16 protein-coding genes are annotated in these 16,103 nt (G+C 40.6%); 2 read left to right on the top strand and 14 right to left on the bottom strand.

Annotated elements, in window-relative coordinates:
* Window positions 1-128 precede the first annotated feature (128 nt).
* The 5 genes from LG34_RS02535 to LG34_RS02515 all read right to left on the bottom strand — a co-directional run bounded on the left by LG34_RS02535 (window position 129) and on the right by LG34_RS02515 (window position 4,786).
* Window positions 129-1,391: a DNA polymerase Y family protein gene (locus tag LG34_RS02535; protein WP_242979784.1), complete on the bottom strand. Its 1,263-nt coding sequence runs from the start codon at window positions 1,389-1,391 to the stop codon at window positions 129-131.
* Window positions 1,376-1,717, bottom strand: coding sequence for an AlbA family DNA-binding domain-containing protein (locus LG34_RS02530; protein WP_207657014.1), 342 nt, complete (start codon window positions 1,715-1,717; stop codon window positions 1,376-1,378). Before LG34_RS02530 ends, LG34_RS02535 begins: the two co-directional genes overlap by 16 nt.
* Window positions 1,718-1,741: 24 nt before the next feature.
* Window positions 1,742-3,229, bottom strand: coding sequence for a hypothetical protein (locus LG34_RS02525; RefSeq protein ID WP_109214734.1), 1,488 nt, complete (start codon window positions 3,227-3,229; stop codon window positions 1,742-1,744).
* 125 nt (window positions 3,230-3,354) lie between these two features.
* The gene (locus tag LG34_RS02520; RefSeq protein WP_242979783.1) at window positions 3,355-4,347 is read right to left on the bottom strand and encodes an aldo/keto reductase; all 993 of its coding nucleotides are present in this window, start codon (window positions 4,345-4,347) and stop codon (window positions 3,355-3,357) included.
* Between the two features lie 31 nt (window positions 4,348-4,378).
* Window positions 4,379-4,786, bottom strand: coding sequence for a hypothetical protein (locus LG34_RS02515; protein WP_109214733.1), 408 nt, complete (start codon window positions 4,784-4,786; stop codon window positions 4,379-4,381).
* Between the two features lie 274 nt (window positions 4,787-5,060).
* Between LG34_RS02515 and LG34_RS02510 the strand changes: the two genes are divergently transcribed.
* Window positions 5,061-5,438 carry a PadR family transcriptional regulator gene (locus LG34_RS02510; protein ID WP_109214732.1) on the top strand — a complete coding sequence of 126 codons (378 nt, stop codon included), beginning with the start codon at window positions 5,061-5,063 and terminating at the stop codon, window positions 5,436-5,438.
* Window positions 5,439-5,440: 2 nt separating this feature from the next.
* Window positions 5,441-6,751: an FtsW/RodA/SpoVE family cell cycle protein gene (locus tag LG34_RS02505; RefSeq protein WP_181369264.1), complete on the top strand. Its 1,311-nt coding sequence runs from the start codon at window positions 5,441-5,443 to the stop codon at window positions 6,749-6,751.
* A 136-nt stretch (window positions 6,752-6,887) separates the two neighbouring features.
* On the opposite strand, the gene LG34_RS02500 is transcribed toward LG34_RS02505, so the two are convergent.
* The 9 genes from LG34_RS02500 to coaE form a co-directional block, all read right to left on the bottom strand.
* Window positions 6,888-7,724, bottom strand: a complete 837-nt coding sequence (locus LG34_RS02500; RefSeq protein WP_109214730.1) for a hypothetical protein — start codon at window positions 7,722-7,724, stop codon at window positions 6,888-6,890.
* Window positions 7,721-9,091, bottom strand: coding sequence for a sensor histidine kinase (locus LG34_RS02495; RefSeq protein WP_109214729.1), 1,371 nt, complete (start codon window positions 9,089-9,091; stop codon window positions 7,721-7,723). Before LG34_RS02495 ends, LG34_RS02500 begins: the two co-directional genes overlap by 4 nt.
* Window positions 9,092-9,206: 115 nt before the next feature.
* Complete coding sequence (locus tag LG34_RS02490) at window positions 9,207-9,860, bottom strand: response regulator transcription factor (RefSeq protein ID WP_109214728.1); 654 nt, start codon at window positions 9,858-9,860, stop codon at window positions 9,207-9,209.
* Between the two features lie 405 nt (window positions 9,861-10,265).
* Complete coding sequence (locus LG34_RS02485) at window positions 10,266-11,444, bottom strand: phosphoribosylaminoimidazolecarboxamide formyltransferase (RefSeq protein WP_109214727.1); 1,179 nt, start codon at window positions 11,442-11,444, stop codon at window positions 10,266-10,268.
* A gap of 20 nt (window positions 11,445-11,464) precedes the next feature.
* Window positions 11,465-12,181 (bottom strand): IMP cyclohydrolase, encoded by a 717-nt coding sequence (locus LG34_RS02480; RefSeq protein ID WP_109214726.1) that lies wholly within the window; start codon window positions 12,179-12,181, stop codon window positions 11,465-11,467.
* A gap of 405 nt (window positions 12,182-12,586) precedes the next feature.
* Entirely contained in the window at window positions 12,587-13,951 is a 1,365-nt protein-coding gene (locus LG34_RS02475) for a PFL family protein (RefSeq protein ID WP_021737672.1), read from the bottom strand.
* Between the two features lie 114 nt (window positions 13,952-14,065).
* Window positions 14,066-14,365: an ACT domain-containing protein gene (locus LG34_RS02470; protein WP_330427451.1), complete on the bottom strand. Its 300-nt coding sequence runs from the start codon at window positions 14,363-14,365 to the stop codon at window positions 14,066-14,068.
* A 118-nt stretch (window positions 14,366-14,483) separates the two neighbouring features.
* On the bottom strand, window positions 14,484-15,281 hold the full coding sequence (locus tag LG34_RS02465) for an MBL fold metallo-hydrolase (RefSeq protein ID WP_109214725.1): 798 nt from the start codon (window positions 15,279-15,281) through the stop codon (window positions 14,484-14,486).
* A 71-nt stretch (window positions 15,282-15,352) separates the two neighbouring features.
* Window positions 15,353-16,103 (bottom strand): dephospho-CoA kinase (gene coaE, locus LG34_RS02460; protein WP_347486568.1); only part of this gene is annotated, 751 nt, incomplete at its 5' end.

Here is a 16,103-nt window from a genome sequence, read left to right as displayed (position 1 = left end):
TACTCACCACTTGCAGAAGTGGGAGTCTCAACTCAGACTGAGATGAAGCGAAGCCACTGGCGCACTAGTTTCTCTCCTAATAAACGAAGCATATCTCCCTTAAACATTACTTATTTATCGAAATTGTACTATTTAGTCTCAGCTCCCTTGTGAATCGCATTGTCCCCATAACGTTTTTTAATCTTTGCAATGGCATCGTCCAGGCTTGCCAGTTTTTTCTGTTTCTGTTCTTCTTTTTCACGTCTCAGTTCTTCCTGTTTTTCCTGCTCCTGGTATTTTCCAAGATCAAACAGACTGATCTGGATCGGTTCTTCTTCATCCTGCAATTTGGTAGTTCGAATGCCAAGTAATCGGATTGGTTCACCGTCCCAGAGTTCATTAAACAGCTGACAGGCACATTGATAGATTTCCGTTTCTTCTGCTGTCGGAGTCAGTATGGTTGTCTGATGTGATACGGAACGAAATGATGCATATTTGATCTCCGTACTGATCTGCGCCGCAAGAAAATGATGCTTTTTCAGACGTTGTGATACACTGACTGCCAATTCTTTTAATACGGTGTATGCCTCTTCTTCTGTTTCCGCATTGTTGGCCAGTGTTGTGGAATTTCCCACTCCCTTTGCCTTTGGTTTTTCTTTTACAACCTGTCCGTCATCGATGCCGTTTGCATAATTCCAGAGCATTCCACCATGACTTTTCAGCCAACTTTCTACCACCGCTTTATCGGTGCGCGCCAGATCTCCGATCGTGCGGATTCCCATTTTCTGTAACAATTTTGCACTGCTTTTTCCACACATATGTAGGGAAGCAATTGGCAATGGCCAAAGTTTTCTCTGGATTTCACTTACATATAAGGTATGAACTAAATTTGGCTTTTTGAAATCTGATGCCATTTTTGCCAGTACTTTTCGGTCCGAAATTCCTACATTTACCGTAAATCCAAAGGTATCATACACGCTGTCCTTAATATAGGTCGCTGCTGCCTCTGGGCTTGGAAATCGCCCTCGAATCGGTTCAAAGGACATATAACATTCATCGATGCTGACCTGCTCAATTTCATCACAAATACTGCGCAGATGACGCATCAGTTTCTGACTCATGTCACGGTAATAAGCATGATCTGGCGGAACCATTACAAGTGTCGGACATTTTTGAAATGCACTGACAACGGTTTCTGCTGTCTGGATGCCAAATACTTTTGCCGGAATGGATTTTGCGACAACGATTCCATGACGTGTTTCCTGATCACCGCCTACAATGGATGGAATCGTGCGCAGATCCTGTGTGCTGCCATTTTGTAATTCCCGCAATGCACTCCAGCTTAAATAGGCGGAATTTACATCAATATGAAATATGATAGCATTATCGTTTACAATCATAGTATCTCCCATTGTCCAGTTCTCTTAGATCCCACTCGACTAATTACATAATCTGTTATCATAGTTTCTGTTAATCGTTGAACAGTTCTTCTTGAAAGCCCTAACAATTCTACCATTCGCTTTTGGGTAATATATGGATCTTCCTGTATCACAGAACCATCCGGCATTCCACCCGGAGAATACATCTGCCCTTCATCCGCAATTCCAAAAATCAATTTTTCACCTAGCGTATTGGCAAACGCACTGACACTTTTGCACCAGCTTTTTGGTTTCTTTATTTCAACCTCCAGCTTTTTATCATATTCTGTTGATTCTCCAATCAACTCTCTAATATTCATATGGATACTCATCCTCTACATTTTTTATAACTGTTCCTTTATCCAAGCAGCTAATTTTTTTCGCTTATATTTTTTAGCAAAATCAATTGGCTGCTTCCCATCAAATGTATACAATTTCAAATCTACTACTGGCAACTTCATCCAAAAATCATATAGCGGCTGTAAATCTTCTTCCGCAAATGGCAACGCCATCATCAGTTCAATTGGAAGTATATTTTTCTCCCCTTCCTGATTAGGATCCGAACCAGCTTTAAACAGTCGATCACAAAGTTCCGCTGTCTGTAAAACATCGCAATTTTTTCTTTGGAATAAAGTATGATATGGTCCATCAAAATCTCTTGTTTTCTTTTCTAAAATACAATTTTTCTTATCCTTATTACATCTTGACAGTAAAAACGAAGATATTTCATAACAGCTCCCCATATCCGAATTAGAAAGCGCATAATATATCAGGCCTCTGTCATAAAAGTACCGCGCTTCATCTTCTTCTTGAAATTTCTGCATAAACTCATCTGTCGTTCCCCACGCTGCAATCCAGGCAATATCACGTTTTATGATGTGTTGTAACTTGCCAGGCGCGTACACTTTCTGAAAAAGCTCATCAGCAAATAACTCTGTATCTACAATACATTTCTTCTTCCCGCTTTCTTTTAATGTAATTTGAGGAATTAAATCTGGAATCTGATTCAGATACCCGTAGTTTTCAGGATAATTTACCAGAAGTCTTCTATCCTGCGTTTGTCCTCGTCGATACAACTCATATTCTTTGCAGAATGATTTTGCATTTGGAAGCGCTAATGTCTCAAATAATTCTGCTCCAAGATAATGCTCTGCCAGAGCAAACAGACCATGCACAAAAATATTCATCACTTTATTGTATTTTTCATTTCCATAACCGATATATGTAGTATTTTCTGTCACCCGCTGTTCTTCTATACAGATTTGTTCTATAAGTTCTGTCAGATTTTCTGTACGTTTTTCCCACAGATCTACAAAATACTGTACGATCAGAAGATCGTACTTGCGCTGTTTTCGTTTTTGAAATTTTTCCACCAATGCAAGAGCTTCACCCATCATAGTTTCATCTTTGTAGAATATTCCCATAAACAGATTCGGAATCGTATCATATGGAACTGCTGTGCCACAAAGGCCAAGACTATACGGCATCGCTTTTTCTACAAATTCCTTGTCATTACAGGCTAACGCGGTTACTGATGCGCCAAAGAAGCGCACATGATTACATCCTCCATCTAAAGTTGCACTTGATGCAAAATTCAGGCGATTTCCCTGATAAATTCCACGGAACATATTGGAAAAATCTCCACTTTCACAGGATAAACAACTTCCCAGATAACTTAATTCATCCGCCGCATTTTGACATTGTTGAAATAATGTACTCTGAAAGCGAAAAGGCTCTGTAAATTCCGGAAGCCGTTCAGATTCTTTTTCCTCTATTGAATGTATGGACAATATTTTCTTTAACTTTTTTGCCATCTCCTCACGTTGTGTCATAGTTTTTCTCCCAACTTTTCAAAATGTAAATTCAGTAACTATCCAAAATCATTTCCGCATACTTTCTCCTTGGTTAGCAACAAAAAGCGACTTATTCCTATCGTTTATCTTAATCAATGTCTCTATTATTCTTCCTGCAAGTTTAGATACCGAATTTCATCCTCAGATAATTCCACTGTAAATGCACGCAGATTTTCTTCCAGCCTGAATGTCTTTGTCGTACTCACAAGCACATATATATTCAGTCCCTGCTGAAACATCCACGCAAGTGCAATCTGTGACACAGTGCAGCCTTTTTTCTCTGCCAGTTCTTCGCAACGGACCAGACGTTTAAAATTATCATGGCAGACATAGCCTTTCACGCAAAATGGATCTAAGATTTCTACCGCCTGTGCTTCCTGACTGCTTTTGATTCTGCCAGCCATTAACCCACGCGCCAGACTGGAATACGCAATGATCGGCATCTGATTTTCCTGATACCAGTTTCTGGCAACTTCATTCTGTTTCCCGGTTATGGTCACACAGTCACCGCCCCATGGATCAGCAACCTGTTCTGCCAATCCAAAATGAGGACTGGAAACGGAAAATCCCTGAAGATGATGTTCTTCTGCATAACTATTTGCTTCTTCGATTCTCTCATGCGTCCAGTTTGATACACCAAATACTTTGATTTTTCCTGCTTTTTGTAATTCATTTAAGGTATCGATCATTTCACTGACCGGTATCTTTGGATCATCACGATGTAAAAGATAAATGTCAATGTAATCTGTCTGTAATGCCTGCAGGCTCTCAGCCAGTTCTGTTTCGATCACCTTACGGTTTACACACACGGAACCGTCCGAATCACAATTTCCACATTTACTGATTATCACTACCTGATCTCTGTTGCCACGTCGTTTCATCCAGCTGCCAAGCGATTCTTCTGCCCGTTCATAGCCTCTGGCAGTATCAAATGTATTGATTCCTTTTGTCAACGCTGCATCTAATATCTCATCTGCATTTTTTCCTTCCATCATCGGAGCAATGGTTGTGCCAAAGATCATGCGTGAAACCGGTTTTTCCAATCCTGCTATTTTACCATATCTGCATAATTTTCCTGTTTTTTGAATATGATCCATTATTTTACAGATCTCCTCTATATCTATTTTTCTACAAGTTTCTTACCATTCCACGAAGTTCCATTTCCCAGTCATTTCGTTCATGGTACCACACACATCCATAGGATTCCCGTATTCTCAGCCGCATACTGGAACACACTATGATAGGAATTTCCACATTTTGAGCCTTCATCTGACCAATAAATACTTCCCCAGCTTCTTCGTCGATTTCAGCATCCTTTTTTAGCGGATACTGCATATCTGTGATTGCCAGATCATACATATCCCCCTGCACTTTAGCCTCTTCCATTTTTTTCATACCAGATGCCACATCCGTTACCCAATCGATTTCTGCCTCACACGCCTCATGCAGCACTCTTGCAATAGCAGTCTGCTTCATGGCATTATCTTCCAGATGTAATATCTTTAAGTGTTTCATCCGTTCTTCTCCTTTTGCCATATATGTACTCTCACATTCTATTTTTTACAGTATAATACAATTTTCTTCATTTTCCAATTCACATATTTTCCCAAATTCCAATCTTGACATATATAGATACTCGATATATATTATATATAGATGAACTATATATAATATTTTTTGACACTAAATACACCTGTGGATTCACTTAGCTAAATTCTGGTAATACATTTATTTCAAAAGAATTTAGCCCAAATGACTCGTTTTCGAAAGATTCCAAGAGTACATAAAAGATTTAAAGGAGGATTTACTTATGGCAGTAGACAAAAGTCTCATTTCCGGAAGCACAACTATGCTGATTTTACAGCTTTTGGAAGAAAAGGATATGTATGGTTACGAAATGATTGAAACGTTGCAGAAAAAATCACAGAATGTATTTCAACTGAAGGCAGGAACACTCTATCCTCTGCTTCACACACTTGAGGGAAAAGGATATCTGACTTCCTATGAAGATTCCACCGGTCAAAAAGTCCGAAAGTATTATTCTATTACAAAAAGCGGGAAAAATTTTCTCTCTCAGAAAAAAGAGGAATGGAAAGAATATTCTGCTGCCGTAGCGAATATTTTGACAAGCAGACTGACTGGATCAGCGGATGTGATTTCCAGTTATGTGCCACAGTTGGAGGGATGAGTATGAGCAAAAAACGATATATGGAACTGCTGCTGGAGCAGATTCGAAACAAACGTGCCAAAGAACTGGTAGCTCGTGAAATCAATTCTCATATCGAAGATCAGGAAGAAGCATACCTGTCACAAGGATTGTCTGCATATGACGCAGAACGCAGAGCTGTTCTGGATATGGGCGATCCAGTGGAGACCGGAGTTTCACTGGACGCAATTCACAGACCGAAAATGTCATGGCGTATGGTAATTTTGACAACAATTATTTCTGCGCTTGGAATCCTAATGTTAGGAATCATGTGCAAAGGGACCTCTAATTTTACGACTACTGCATTATTAAAAAAGCAAGTTATTTACCTGATCATCGGATTCGGAATCATGCTTTTTATCTGTAAAATTGATTACAGTCGCATTTTTCAGCGTTCCGGTATTCTGGCACTCATTTACCTTGGATTTTTAATTTTGCAGGATACAGGATTTCTTCGCTTTTTCAGTACCGCAACGATTTCCTATCTGCTCAGCATCCCTGTTTTTTGTGGATTATTATACAAGTTCCGAAAGCGAAACTGGTATCATCTACTGATTCCTGCCGGATTTATGCTTGCATCTATCCTGTTGATGCACTACCTCTGGTTATTTGTATCTTATAAAATCGTTCTTGTATTTACAAGTGCAATCCTTGTTACCGTAGCAATTTGTAAAGAATGGTATCCAATCCGAAAAAAAATTTTTTTACCGATACTCTGGTGTGGTATCATCGGCATTCCTTCATTGTTTTTACTGATGCCTTACAAATTTCCGAATCTGTTTCCACCATATGTTTCTGCCCGTATTTCCAACTGGATCTATCCATTTGAAAATATGTATCAGTCTATGGTGCATGCAGTAATGACAAGAAGCCGTTTATTAGGTCACAGTTCGACTTTAGTTATGGATTTCGACTCCTTGATCAGTGACTATATGGTTGTAAATATAACTGCCAGATACGGTCTGATCCTAACCTGCATTCTTGCTGTTTTATTTGTCGCATTCTGTATCCGCCTGTTTTATCTGGCTCTGCACCAGAAAAATCAGCTTGGTATGATTCTGGGACTTGGATGCAGTCTGGCATTGACAGTAGAAGTTTTGAAATATTTTCTTATGAACCTTGGTATGCTTCCAATGACATATGGATTTCTCCCACTGTTTTCCTACGGTGGAAGTGTTACGATCATTTCTTATATATTTGTTGGGATTTTATTGAGTATTTACCGAAATCAGAACTTAATCGACGAAACCAGACAAAGACGGTTTCGTATTCGTCTGAAAATCGAACAGGAATAACAGGAAAAACGTACTACTGCTATAGCTTTTCTTAAATAAGTACCACATAGAACGCAGAATATTTTTACAAATGTGTGATTGTGAAACCAGACAAGTTATATGTGGCACTTATTTAGAAATCGCTGTATTAGTAATTTCATTCATTTCCAGGATTTGATGAATTTAATGAAAACAATACACCGATTTTATCATCAGGAATCTCATATATCACTGTCGCAAGTTCAAATGCACCATCTACACTCTGTGCCTCATATGTTTTCATCGAATCATAAATGTACTGTTTCATTTCCGGATTCTCATTTTCAAATACCGCTGGTACATCCTGCTGAATCTTTGCATATAGATCCTCTGACACATCTGTTGTCTGCTGCTTTTCCTGAAATGGAATACCAACACTTTGCACATAAGCCTGCAACAATCCATTCCAAATCTGATCGGCTGCCGGAACTGTTGATTTTCCCTCTAATGCTTTCCGATCCATCAGTACCTGACCTGATACCGGGATGCCATATTCCGGTGCATAATAGAGGCTGCACTCATAGGTAAGTTTCATCGAAAACACATAAGACAAAAATATCAGATTATTGGAATCTCCAACAGAATAGAACACATGAGACGTCTCATCATCTTCTACCTTTGACCAGTAATCCTCATCCCAAACTTTCATAAACTTCTCCAGTTTATCATAGCCAATTTTCACGTCATTTTTCTCATCGGATCCCTTCTGCCATTGATGCAGATCCAGCTTGTTCTGACCATATTCTGCCATTGTATTAATTGATTTCTGCAAAGATGTTTTGAGAGGAATATATTCCTCCCCATAAGGATGTACTTCTTCCACAGGAACCGCAGTTTTTTCACTGAAAGCCTGCTGCCTCTGTCGTTCCAGAAGTGTTTTTGACAGTAACAGGCTGGCAACTAAAATTCCCACCCCGATTAATACAACAATACCTATATTTACCATTTTTTTCATATCATTTCTGCCTTTCCGGAAAGTAACAGCTTCAATCTGATGTTGGTTCCGATACCTTCCTTACTTGAAATTTCCAACTTTGTACTATGAATAGATGCTATTTTTTCACAGAGCGCAAGTCCTAATCCTGCACCATGCTCCTTGCGGGAACGGGATTTATCCACCATATAAAAAGCTTCGGTAATTCGCTGTATTTCTTCTGGCGGGATTCCCCTTCCATTGTCTTTGACCTCGATTTCATACAGCTGTTCATTGCATATTCCAGTTACACAGACATTTGTGCCACCAGATTTTAACGCATTGTCAATCAAGTTCAATATAAGCGTCTTGAACAGATCATATTCAATGCGTACATATCCCTCCTGAATCTGTAAAGAGAGTTCCACTCCTCGCTTTTCTGCATTGGTCTGCACTGTTTTTCCTACATCATCAAAAAAATCTGTCATACTCATTTCTTCCAGTAAAAACTCCTGCCGTTCCAATGTGATCAATTCCAGCAATTTAAAAGACAATGCTTCCATTCGCATCCCTTCATTTAAAATATATCCGGCAGCTTCCTGCACTTCCTGTGGCTTCATTTCCTTCTGGTACAACATGTCTGCATATCCGATAATGCTTGTCATCGGTGTCTTGATCTCATGCGCAAAACTTGCCACAAAATCTTCTCTCTGGCGCACCGCAAGCTCCAAAGCATCCATTTTTTCTGTAATGGAATCTGCCATCTGATTAAAGGATTCCGTCAGTTCTCCAGTTTCGTCCAGTGACTGCACAGACAACCGCCTGTCATAATTTCCATCTGCAAAATCTTTGCTCGCCTGATTCAGTTTTTGGATCGGTGCAGTCAGCTTGACAGACAAAAGTGTCGAAAATATAAGTCCAATCAGCATTGTTCCTAAAAATACAATGCCGCAGTTTTTCTGCAACTGTCTGGATTCCGCAAAAATCGAAGAAATATTCTCGTGGCTGATCAACTGCAACTGCATATCATTTTGCTCAAAATAGCTGGATACATGAATTTCCTGTTTCCCATTTTCGTCCTGAATGGAATAATACAAATATTCTGGATCTGCCGCGTCAGCGTTCTCCATGTTTTCTACATTTTCTAATTCAAACTGCATATTAAAGCTGTCTTCTGTCCGATCCACAAGTTCCTGCAGCGTTGTTTCATCCAACATTTCCAGATTTTCCGCAGAAACCATATCTGCCTGCAAGGCATATTTCACTAACTGATGCTTACGCAGGGCATTGTCTTTCTCATGTTCCAATGTTGTATCAAAGGTGCGGTAGACCGTATAGTACTCTGCAAATCCAAGAGACACCGCTAGAATCAGCATGATTCCGGAAAACAATTTTGTAAATAGTTTCATGTTCTTCTCCCACGCCCTTTTTTATTGTTCTTTTTTCCTGTTCTTTCATAAGCCATTTGAGACTATTTTTTATGTACGCTCAAATTCTTTTATTTAAAAAGTTACAAACATACATTTACATTTTCAACCGATACCCGATACGAAAAACTGTCTGTATCTTGTCATTCCACCCCAGTTTCTTTCGCAGTCTCTGAATATGATTGTCCAAGGTTCGCGTCTCTCCGGTGTATTCTTCCTGCCAGACGGATTCGTATAGAAAACAACGGCTCAGTGCCACATTTCTATTTCGGATCAATACTGTCAACAGATCAAATTCTTTTGCTGTCAGCTCCACTTCCTGTCCATTTTTCAATACGACTCTAGAATCACAATCAACGGTAACTTCCTCACAGCTAAATGTGGTTTCTTTTTTCCCAGTTCTTCGAAGTACTGATTCTACTCGCGCCAGAAGCTCCCCAATCTGAAACGGTTTTACCAGAAAATCATCCGCTCCCATTTTCAGCCCTTTGATTCTGTTTTCCACCTGTCCCATAGCTGATATGATGATCACCGGCACTTTGCTTGGCACAAAATACTCCAATAATTCGAACCCGCTGATACCCGGCAACATCAGATCCAGTAAGATCAGATCAAAATGTCCTGTTTCAAATAAATCTGCCCCCTGCACACCATCTGCTGCCCAGATCGTATTGTACTGTTCCCGACGCAAGGTGGATTCCATTAGATGTGCAATTGCAGCATCGTCTTCTATGATTAATATGCGCTGCATGTACTTACCTCTCCTTTCTTGTTTTTCTCATCATACCATAGAGATGTGTCAAAGATGTAAGAATGTGCTTTCTTTCCTTAAGTTACTTTTGTTTGTGGAAACATCAAAATTTTATTTGAATACGTCAAAAACTTGTTATTACAAAAAAATCCGGCAGGACTTCAGATGCATATCTCATGCTTCTGTCCTCTGCCGGAAGTTTTACTTTTTCACTCTATCGTAATTTCATCACTCAATCATTTCGCCATTCGTCAATCATACTAACATGTTGACTCCTTTGCGCTCATTATATTTTACAACACTCCATCTTCAAACAATAAATATTTGCATTTCGTTTTACTGCATATTCAACAATAACCGCAATGATTTTCAATCTGCATTTTGGCTATTCCATCAATCACTATTTTAGTGATGGAACAAACGAATACCAGTAAAGCACATTGCCATATTGTATTTGTTGCAGGTATCAATAACATTGTCATCACGGATGGATCCACCTGGTTCAGCCACATATTTCACGCCACTCTTGTGTGCGCGCTCGATGTTGTCGCCAAACGGGAAGAATGCGTCAGATCCCAGTGCAACGTCTGTATTTTTATCCAGCCATGCGCGTTTCTCTTCTGCTGTAAATACAGGTGGTTTTACTTTAAAGATATTCTCCCATGCGCCATTTGCAAGTACATCCATGTACTCATCTCCGATGTAAAGATCGATCGCATTGTCACGGTCTGCACGTTTGATGCCATCTACAAACTGAAGATTTAATACCTGTGGAGCCTGACGAAGGAACCAGTTATCTGCTTTCTGTCCTGCCAGACGTGTACAATGGATTCTGGACTGCTGTCCTGCACCGATTCCGATAGCCTGACCACCTTTTGCATAACATACAGAATTAGACTGTGTATATTTCAGTGTGATCAGTGAAATGATCAGGTCGATTTTAGCAGAATCCGGAATTTCTTTATTCTCTGTCACAATATTTCCAAGAAAATCGCGGTCGATTTTCAGTTCATTTCTTCCCTGCTCAAAAGTCACACCAAATACCTGTTTGTGCTCAATCGGGTCCGGAACGTAATTTGGATCGATTTCGATGACGTTATATTTACCACCTTTTTTTGCTTTCAGGATTTCCAGTGCTTCCGGCTCGTAACCCGGAGCGATCACACCGTCGGAAACTTCACGTTTGATGATTTTTGCTGTACTTGCATCGCAAACATCAGACAGAGAAATGAAATCACCGAAAGAAGACATACGGTCTGCACCTCTGGCTCTTGCATAAGCACTTGCCAGCGGAGAAAGTTCACCAAGATCATCTACCCAGTAGATTTTGCTCTCGGTTTCTGTCAAAGGAAGTCCTACTGCTGCGCCAGCCGGAGATACGTGTTTGAAAGATGTTGCTGCCGGAAGTCCGGTTGCTGCTTTCAGCTCACGTACTAACTGCCAGCCGTTGAAAGCATCCAGGAAGTTGATGTATCCCGGTTTTCCGTTTAATACTTTGATTGGCAGATCTGCACCGTTCTCCATATAAATACGGGATGGTTTCTGATTTGGGTTACAGCCATATTTTAACTCTAATTCGTTCATTCTGATTCCTCCGATAAAAATTAATCCTGATGTTTGTTTACGATACGTGTCTCATAAGTACCATCTGCGATGTTGATATAACGTACAAACAGGGAAACTTTATTATCTGCATTTAAACTCTCCCATAAAAGTTTTGTGTACTCATCAATGTCATCTGCAACATCTACCAGCTCCGGCTCTCCCTCAAAACTTGGCAGCGGGTTGCCATCGTTCATATAAGTATGGATGAAACGTGCCTCGCCTGCAGCCGGTGTCTCATAAGCAAATGTATAACGGTTGCATCCCTCCGGATTACCGTTGTTGCTCTTTAAAATAGACATTGCATAGCTGAATTTTCCGTTTTCTACATGCATGATACCGGAAATACGCGGTGTGTAGTTCGGTCCGTCCGGCTCAAACTCACGGCAGCGTAAAGACTGCTCAAATGTCATCTGGCGATCCATCTGATCATAAATAGTATCTGTCTGATCTCCGTTTGTTACGATTGTTTTATTTCCCAATACACGAACCGGTGCGTAGATGATCAGGCTTGGATCTTCCAGTTTGGATGGATCGTATGCCTGTGTACGGATGCCTTCTCCGTCCTCTACAAATACACGGTTTCTGCTGTTTTCACTTCTTCCCATGATAAAGTACGCGGTAACGGCTTTGCTTCCATCGGATGTTTTACCGATGATGATGCCTCTTCCCGGGTAAGAATTCTCCTGTAACTGCTTTGCAATAGAACGCATTTCCATATCATGTCCTCCTTCGTGTGGTACCCCTTGTCATGGTTAATTATCATAGAAATATTCATGGATTCTTTTTTCAAATATTGTCGTGAAATATAGAATCATCCGGTGAATTTTTCTCATCTATTCAAAGTGTAACATGCAGAATATATTTTTACAACCATCGATTCTTATTAATACCATTAATTTATTTACTTATTTTTATTAGAAATATTAATATATATTTTTTCTATAAAATTTGCTAAGGAATATATATGCAATCATTCTTTTAAGGATAACATCAGTAAATATATTTTTCCGGAAAATACAAAAATCCCCACAGCCGGTAAAGCTGTGAGGATGTAAGTATCCATTTTATTTTTCTTGCATACATGATTGTTATCTGAATACAGGTAATAAGTAAACCATAAATTAATTTTTAAAGCTGTGGATTGGAGCCGGAATACGTCCCTGACGATTTACAAAGTTTGCGCAGGAATACTGATTTACCGGCATGATCGGTGCATAACCTAACAATCCACCGAACTCTACCATCTCGCCAACGCCTTTTCCGATGACCGGAATCAGGCGAACTGCGGTTGTTTTCTGGTTTACCATACCGATTGCCATTTCATCCGCAATAATACCGGAAATCGTTGTTGCCGGTGTATCTCCCGGAATGGCGATCATATCCAGACCAACGGAGCATACACATGTCATAGCTTCTAATTTTTCCAGTGTCAACGCATTTGCTTTTACGGCATCGATCATTCCCTGATCTTCACTGACCGGGATAAAAGCACCACTTAATCCGCCGACATAGGAAGATGCCATGATACCACCCTTTTTCACCTGATCGTTCAGCATAGCTAATGCTGCCGTTGTACCCGGTGCTCCGGCGTACTCCAGACCGATCTCCTCAAGGATTTCCGCTACACTATCACCAACTGCCGGTGTCGGAGCCAGAGACAGATCTATAATTCCAAACGGAATACCAAGCATTTTGGAAGCTTCTTTTGCTACCAGCTGACCCACACGGGTAATCTTGAATGCTGTCTTTTTGATCGTCTCACACAGTACTTCGAAGCTCTCGCCTCTTACTTTTTCCAGCGCAGTCTTTACAACACCCGGTCCGCTGACACCTACGTTAATGATGGCATCTGCTTCTGTCACACCGTGGAACGCACCTGCCATGAATGGGTTGTCATCCGGTGCATTACAGAATACTACCAGCTTTGCGCATCCAAGTGAATCTGCATCTTTTGTATATTCTGCGGTCTCTTTGACGATCTCGCCCATGAGACGTACTGCATCCATGTTGATACCGGTCTTAGTAGAACCAAGGTTTACGGAGCTGCATACACGCTCGGTGCAGGCAAGTGCCTGTGGAATGGAGCGGATCAACAGTTCGTCAGCAGTTGTCATGCCTTTGCTTACCAGTGCGGAATATCCGCCGATAAAGTTGACACCTACTTCTGCAGCCACACGGTCTAAAGTCTGTGCGATTGTTACATAATCTTCCGGCTTTTTGCAGGCAGCCGCACCGATCATAGCGATCGGAGTTACCGAAATTCGTTTGTTTACAATCGGAATACTGTAACGGTTTTCGATGGTTTTACCTGTTTTTACCAGATCTTTTGCTAAGGTTGTGATTTTATTGTAAATGTTCTGATTTACTTTGTCCAAATCAGAATCAATACAGTCTAATAAACTGATTCCCAGTGTAATGGTACGAACATCCAGATTTTCCTGCTCGATCATCTTGTTCGTCTCATTTACTTCAAACATATTTATCATTGGTCGTAATCTCCTTTTTCCAGTGCTGAATCTCTTTTTGAAAACAACAGGATTTCTCGCGTTTTCATTCATTTTCCCGTTGTTTCGTTTAACAATGTCACTTATCCAATATTTTTAGATACGGTGCATCATATCAAAAATTTCTTCTCTCTGGCATTTGATCTTTACGCCAATTTCTTCGCCGATCTGCTCTAATTCTTTTACGCAGTCTGCAAATGGTTTTGCGGAGGTACTCATATCCACGATCATCATCATATTAAAGAAATCCTGTACAATTGTCTGTGAAATGTCAAGTACGTTAATACTGTTACTTGCAAGGTAGGTACATACTTTTGCAATAATACCTACGGTATCTTTTCCTACTACTGTGATAATTGTTCTGTCTGTTGTCTTTTCCATTGTGTTTTCGCGCATATGCGCTCTCCTCTCTCAAAATTGCGGCCACAAAGCTTATACTGATCATCCTCTATGCAATTCTCATCTTGCAAATATGTACTTTACATGGATACCCGTGATGCACGAAAAAGTAACATTAAATCGTCACTAATTCAGAAACCTCATCCCGTTTGGCAACCACCATTGGAAAATCACTGCCCTTGTATGGATTTTCTCCCATGGTCACTTCCAGTCGTACAGTCTCCCATGCAAGCTGTGGATAATTATTCTCTTTGCTCAAATGACCTAAAATCACTTTTTTAAAACCATCATGCAATACCTTGCCAAGCAGCTGCCCGGACAACTCATTTGATAAATGTCCGCGATCACCAAGGATTCTCCGTTTCAACTGATACGGATAAGTACCCGCCTGCAGCATATGTACATCGTGATTGGCTTCTAACAATAATACATCCAATCCTTGCAATTTGTCTACAATATAATCATCATATTTTCCAAGATCTGTGATAATTCCCATGGATTTATCCCCCTGATACATCATATAAGCCACCGGTTCTGCCGCATCATGGGATGTCGGCACCGGGGAAATCCGCATATCTCCGATGGTAAAATCCTCCTCCGGGTGGATCACCTGAAACAGGGATTCGTCCACTTTTCCAATGGATGACTTTTCTTTGATGGCATCAATAGTTCCCTGGGTGGCATACATGGGAAGCCCGTATTTCCGTGCCAGAACCCCAAGGCTTTTGATATGATCGGAATGCTCATGGGTCACAAGAATTCCGTCCATCTCAGCCGTTTTCAGTCCAATCTCATTGAGCCCGGCTTCAATCCGCTTACCGCTGATTCCGGCATCCACAAGGACATGGCAGTGATCCGCACCTGCGTAAATACAGTTTCCTCTGCTGCCGCTTGCTATACTACATAATTCCATTTATTCCTCCGTTGTCTAACGATTCTGTACATTTTTCTATCAAAAAATATACACTTCTTTGTATCACAGGATCATCCCTGCGTTTTTTCTACCTGACGTGCTTTCATCAACTCATCAATCTGGCAAAAAGCATCTTCCGGCAGATGATTGTTATCAATTTCTGCCTTGCATACTTCCCGATAAGTACTTTCCGGAAGCTGACTGGCAAAAATGTTATCAATTTTTTCATCGGAATACCCGCGGTTTAACTTCAACCGCTCTCTCCGGTTTTCCTCAGAGGTATAAATATACCACAGTTCGTCACAGATTTCATCATAATGTTCTTCAATCAGCAATGCTGCTTCCAGAATCAGCACTTCGTGTGTCTGTGCCGCACGCTCACGGTTCATCTCATCAATGACATACTGTTTTACCTCCGGATGCACGATATCATTTAATGCAAACCGTTTCTTTTCATCGAAAAACAGCACCTGTGCCATCTTTTTCCGGTCAATCTGTCCGTCTGCCTCAAACACCTGATCCTCTGCAAAAAGTTCCTGCAGTTTTCGGTAGCAGTCTGTGCCCGGCTCCATCAAATCATGGGCAATTTCATCTGCCAGCATGACACGGCATGAGTAATTACTCTCAAGATAGGTCAGAATCGCTGTTTTTCCGGCGCCAACTCCGCCTGTAATTCCTATAAAATGCATATCACTATATGTTGATTCAGAGTTGTCCGCATCATTTTTTGACACAGCAACTCTGAATATTTCCTTTCTGAAAAATGAGTCCTGCAATTCAAGTCGAACGCACGTGAGACTTGGTGCGTGATTCTGGTCAGCG

Origin of the sequence: Eubacterium ramulus, assembly GCF_003122485.1 — a bacterium.
In the GTDB taxonomy this organism is placed as follows: Bacteria; Bacillota; Clostridia; order Lachnospirales; family Lachnospiraceae; genus Eubacterium_I; species Eubacterium_I ramulus_A.
The sequence above is the reverse complement of the archived record's forward strand: the minus strand, read 5'-3'. Positions and strand labels throughout refer to the sequence as shown.

What these genes read in the sequence shown, in the direction of transcription:
- LG34_RS02535 (WP_242979784.1), bottom strand. Translation starts at nt 1,391, where the DNA reads ATGGGAGATACTATGATTGTAAACGATAATGCTATCATATTTCATATT.
- LG34_RS02530 (WP_207657014.1), bottom strand. Translation starts at nt 1,717, where the DNA reads ATGAATATTAGAGAGTTGATTGGAGAATCAACAGAATATGATAAAAAG.
- LG34_RS02525 (WP_109214734.1), bottom strand. Translation starts at nt 3,229, where the DNA reads ATGACACAACGTGAGGAGATGGCAAAAAAGTTAAAGAAAATATTGTCC.
- LG34_RS02520 (WP_242979783.1), bottom strand. Translation starts at nt 4,347, where the DNA reads ATGGATCATATTCAAAAAACAGGAAAATTATGCAGATATGGTAAAATA.
- LG34_RS02515 (WP_109214733.1), bottom strand. Translation starts at nt 4,786, where the DNA reads ATGGCAAAAGGAGAAGAACGGATGAAACACTTAAAGATATTACATCTG.
- LG34_RS02510 (WP_109214732.1), top strand. Translation starts at nt 5,061, where the DNA reads ATGGCAGTAGACAAAAGTCTCATTTCCGGAAGCACAACTATGCTGATT.
- LG34_RS02505 (WP_181369264.1), top strand. Translation starts at nt 5,441, where the DNA reads ATGAGCAAAAAACGATATATGGAACTGCTGCTGGAGCAGATTCGAAAC.
- LG34_RS02500 (WP_109214730.1), bottom strand. Translation starts at nt 7,724, where the DNA reads ATGAAAAAAATGGTAAATATAGGTATTGTTGTATTAATCGGGGTGGGA.
- LG34_RS02495 (WP_109214729.1), bottom strand. Translation starts at nt 9,091, where the DNA reads ATGAAACTATTTACAAAATTGTTTTCCGGAATCATGCTGATTCTAGCG.
- LG34_RS02490 (WP_109214728.1), bottom strand. Translation starts at nt 9,860, where the DNA reads ATGCAGCGCATATTAATCATAGAAGACGATGCTGCAATTGCACATCTA.
- LG34_RS02485 (WP_109214727.1), bottom strand. Translation starts at nt 11,444, where the DNA reads ATGAACGAATTAGAGTTAAAATATGGCTGTAACCCAAATCAGAAACCA.
- LG34_RS02480 (WP_109214726.1), bottom strand. Translation starts at nt 12,181, where the DNA reads ATGGAAATGCGTTCTATTGCAAAGCAGTTACAGGAGAATTCTTACCCG.
- LG34_RS02475 (WP_021737672.1), bottom strand. Translation starts at nt 13,951, where the DNA reads ATGATAAATATGTTTGAAGTAAATGAGACGAACAAGATGATCGAGCAG.
- LG34_RS02470 (WP_330427451.1), bottom strand. Translation starts at nt 14,365, where the DNA reads ATGCGCGAAAACACAATGGAAAAGACAACAGACAGAACAATTATCACA.
- LG34_RS02465 (WP_109214725.1), bottom strand. Translation starts at nt 15,281, where the DNA reads ATGGAATTATGTAGTATAGCAAGCGGCAGCAGAGGAAACTGTATTTAC.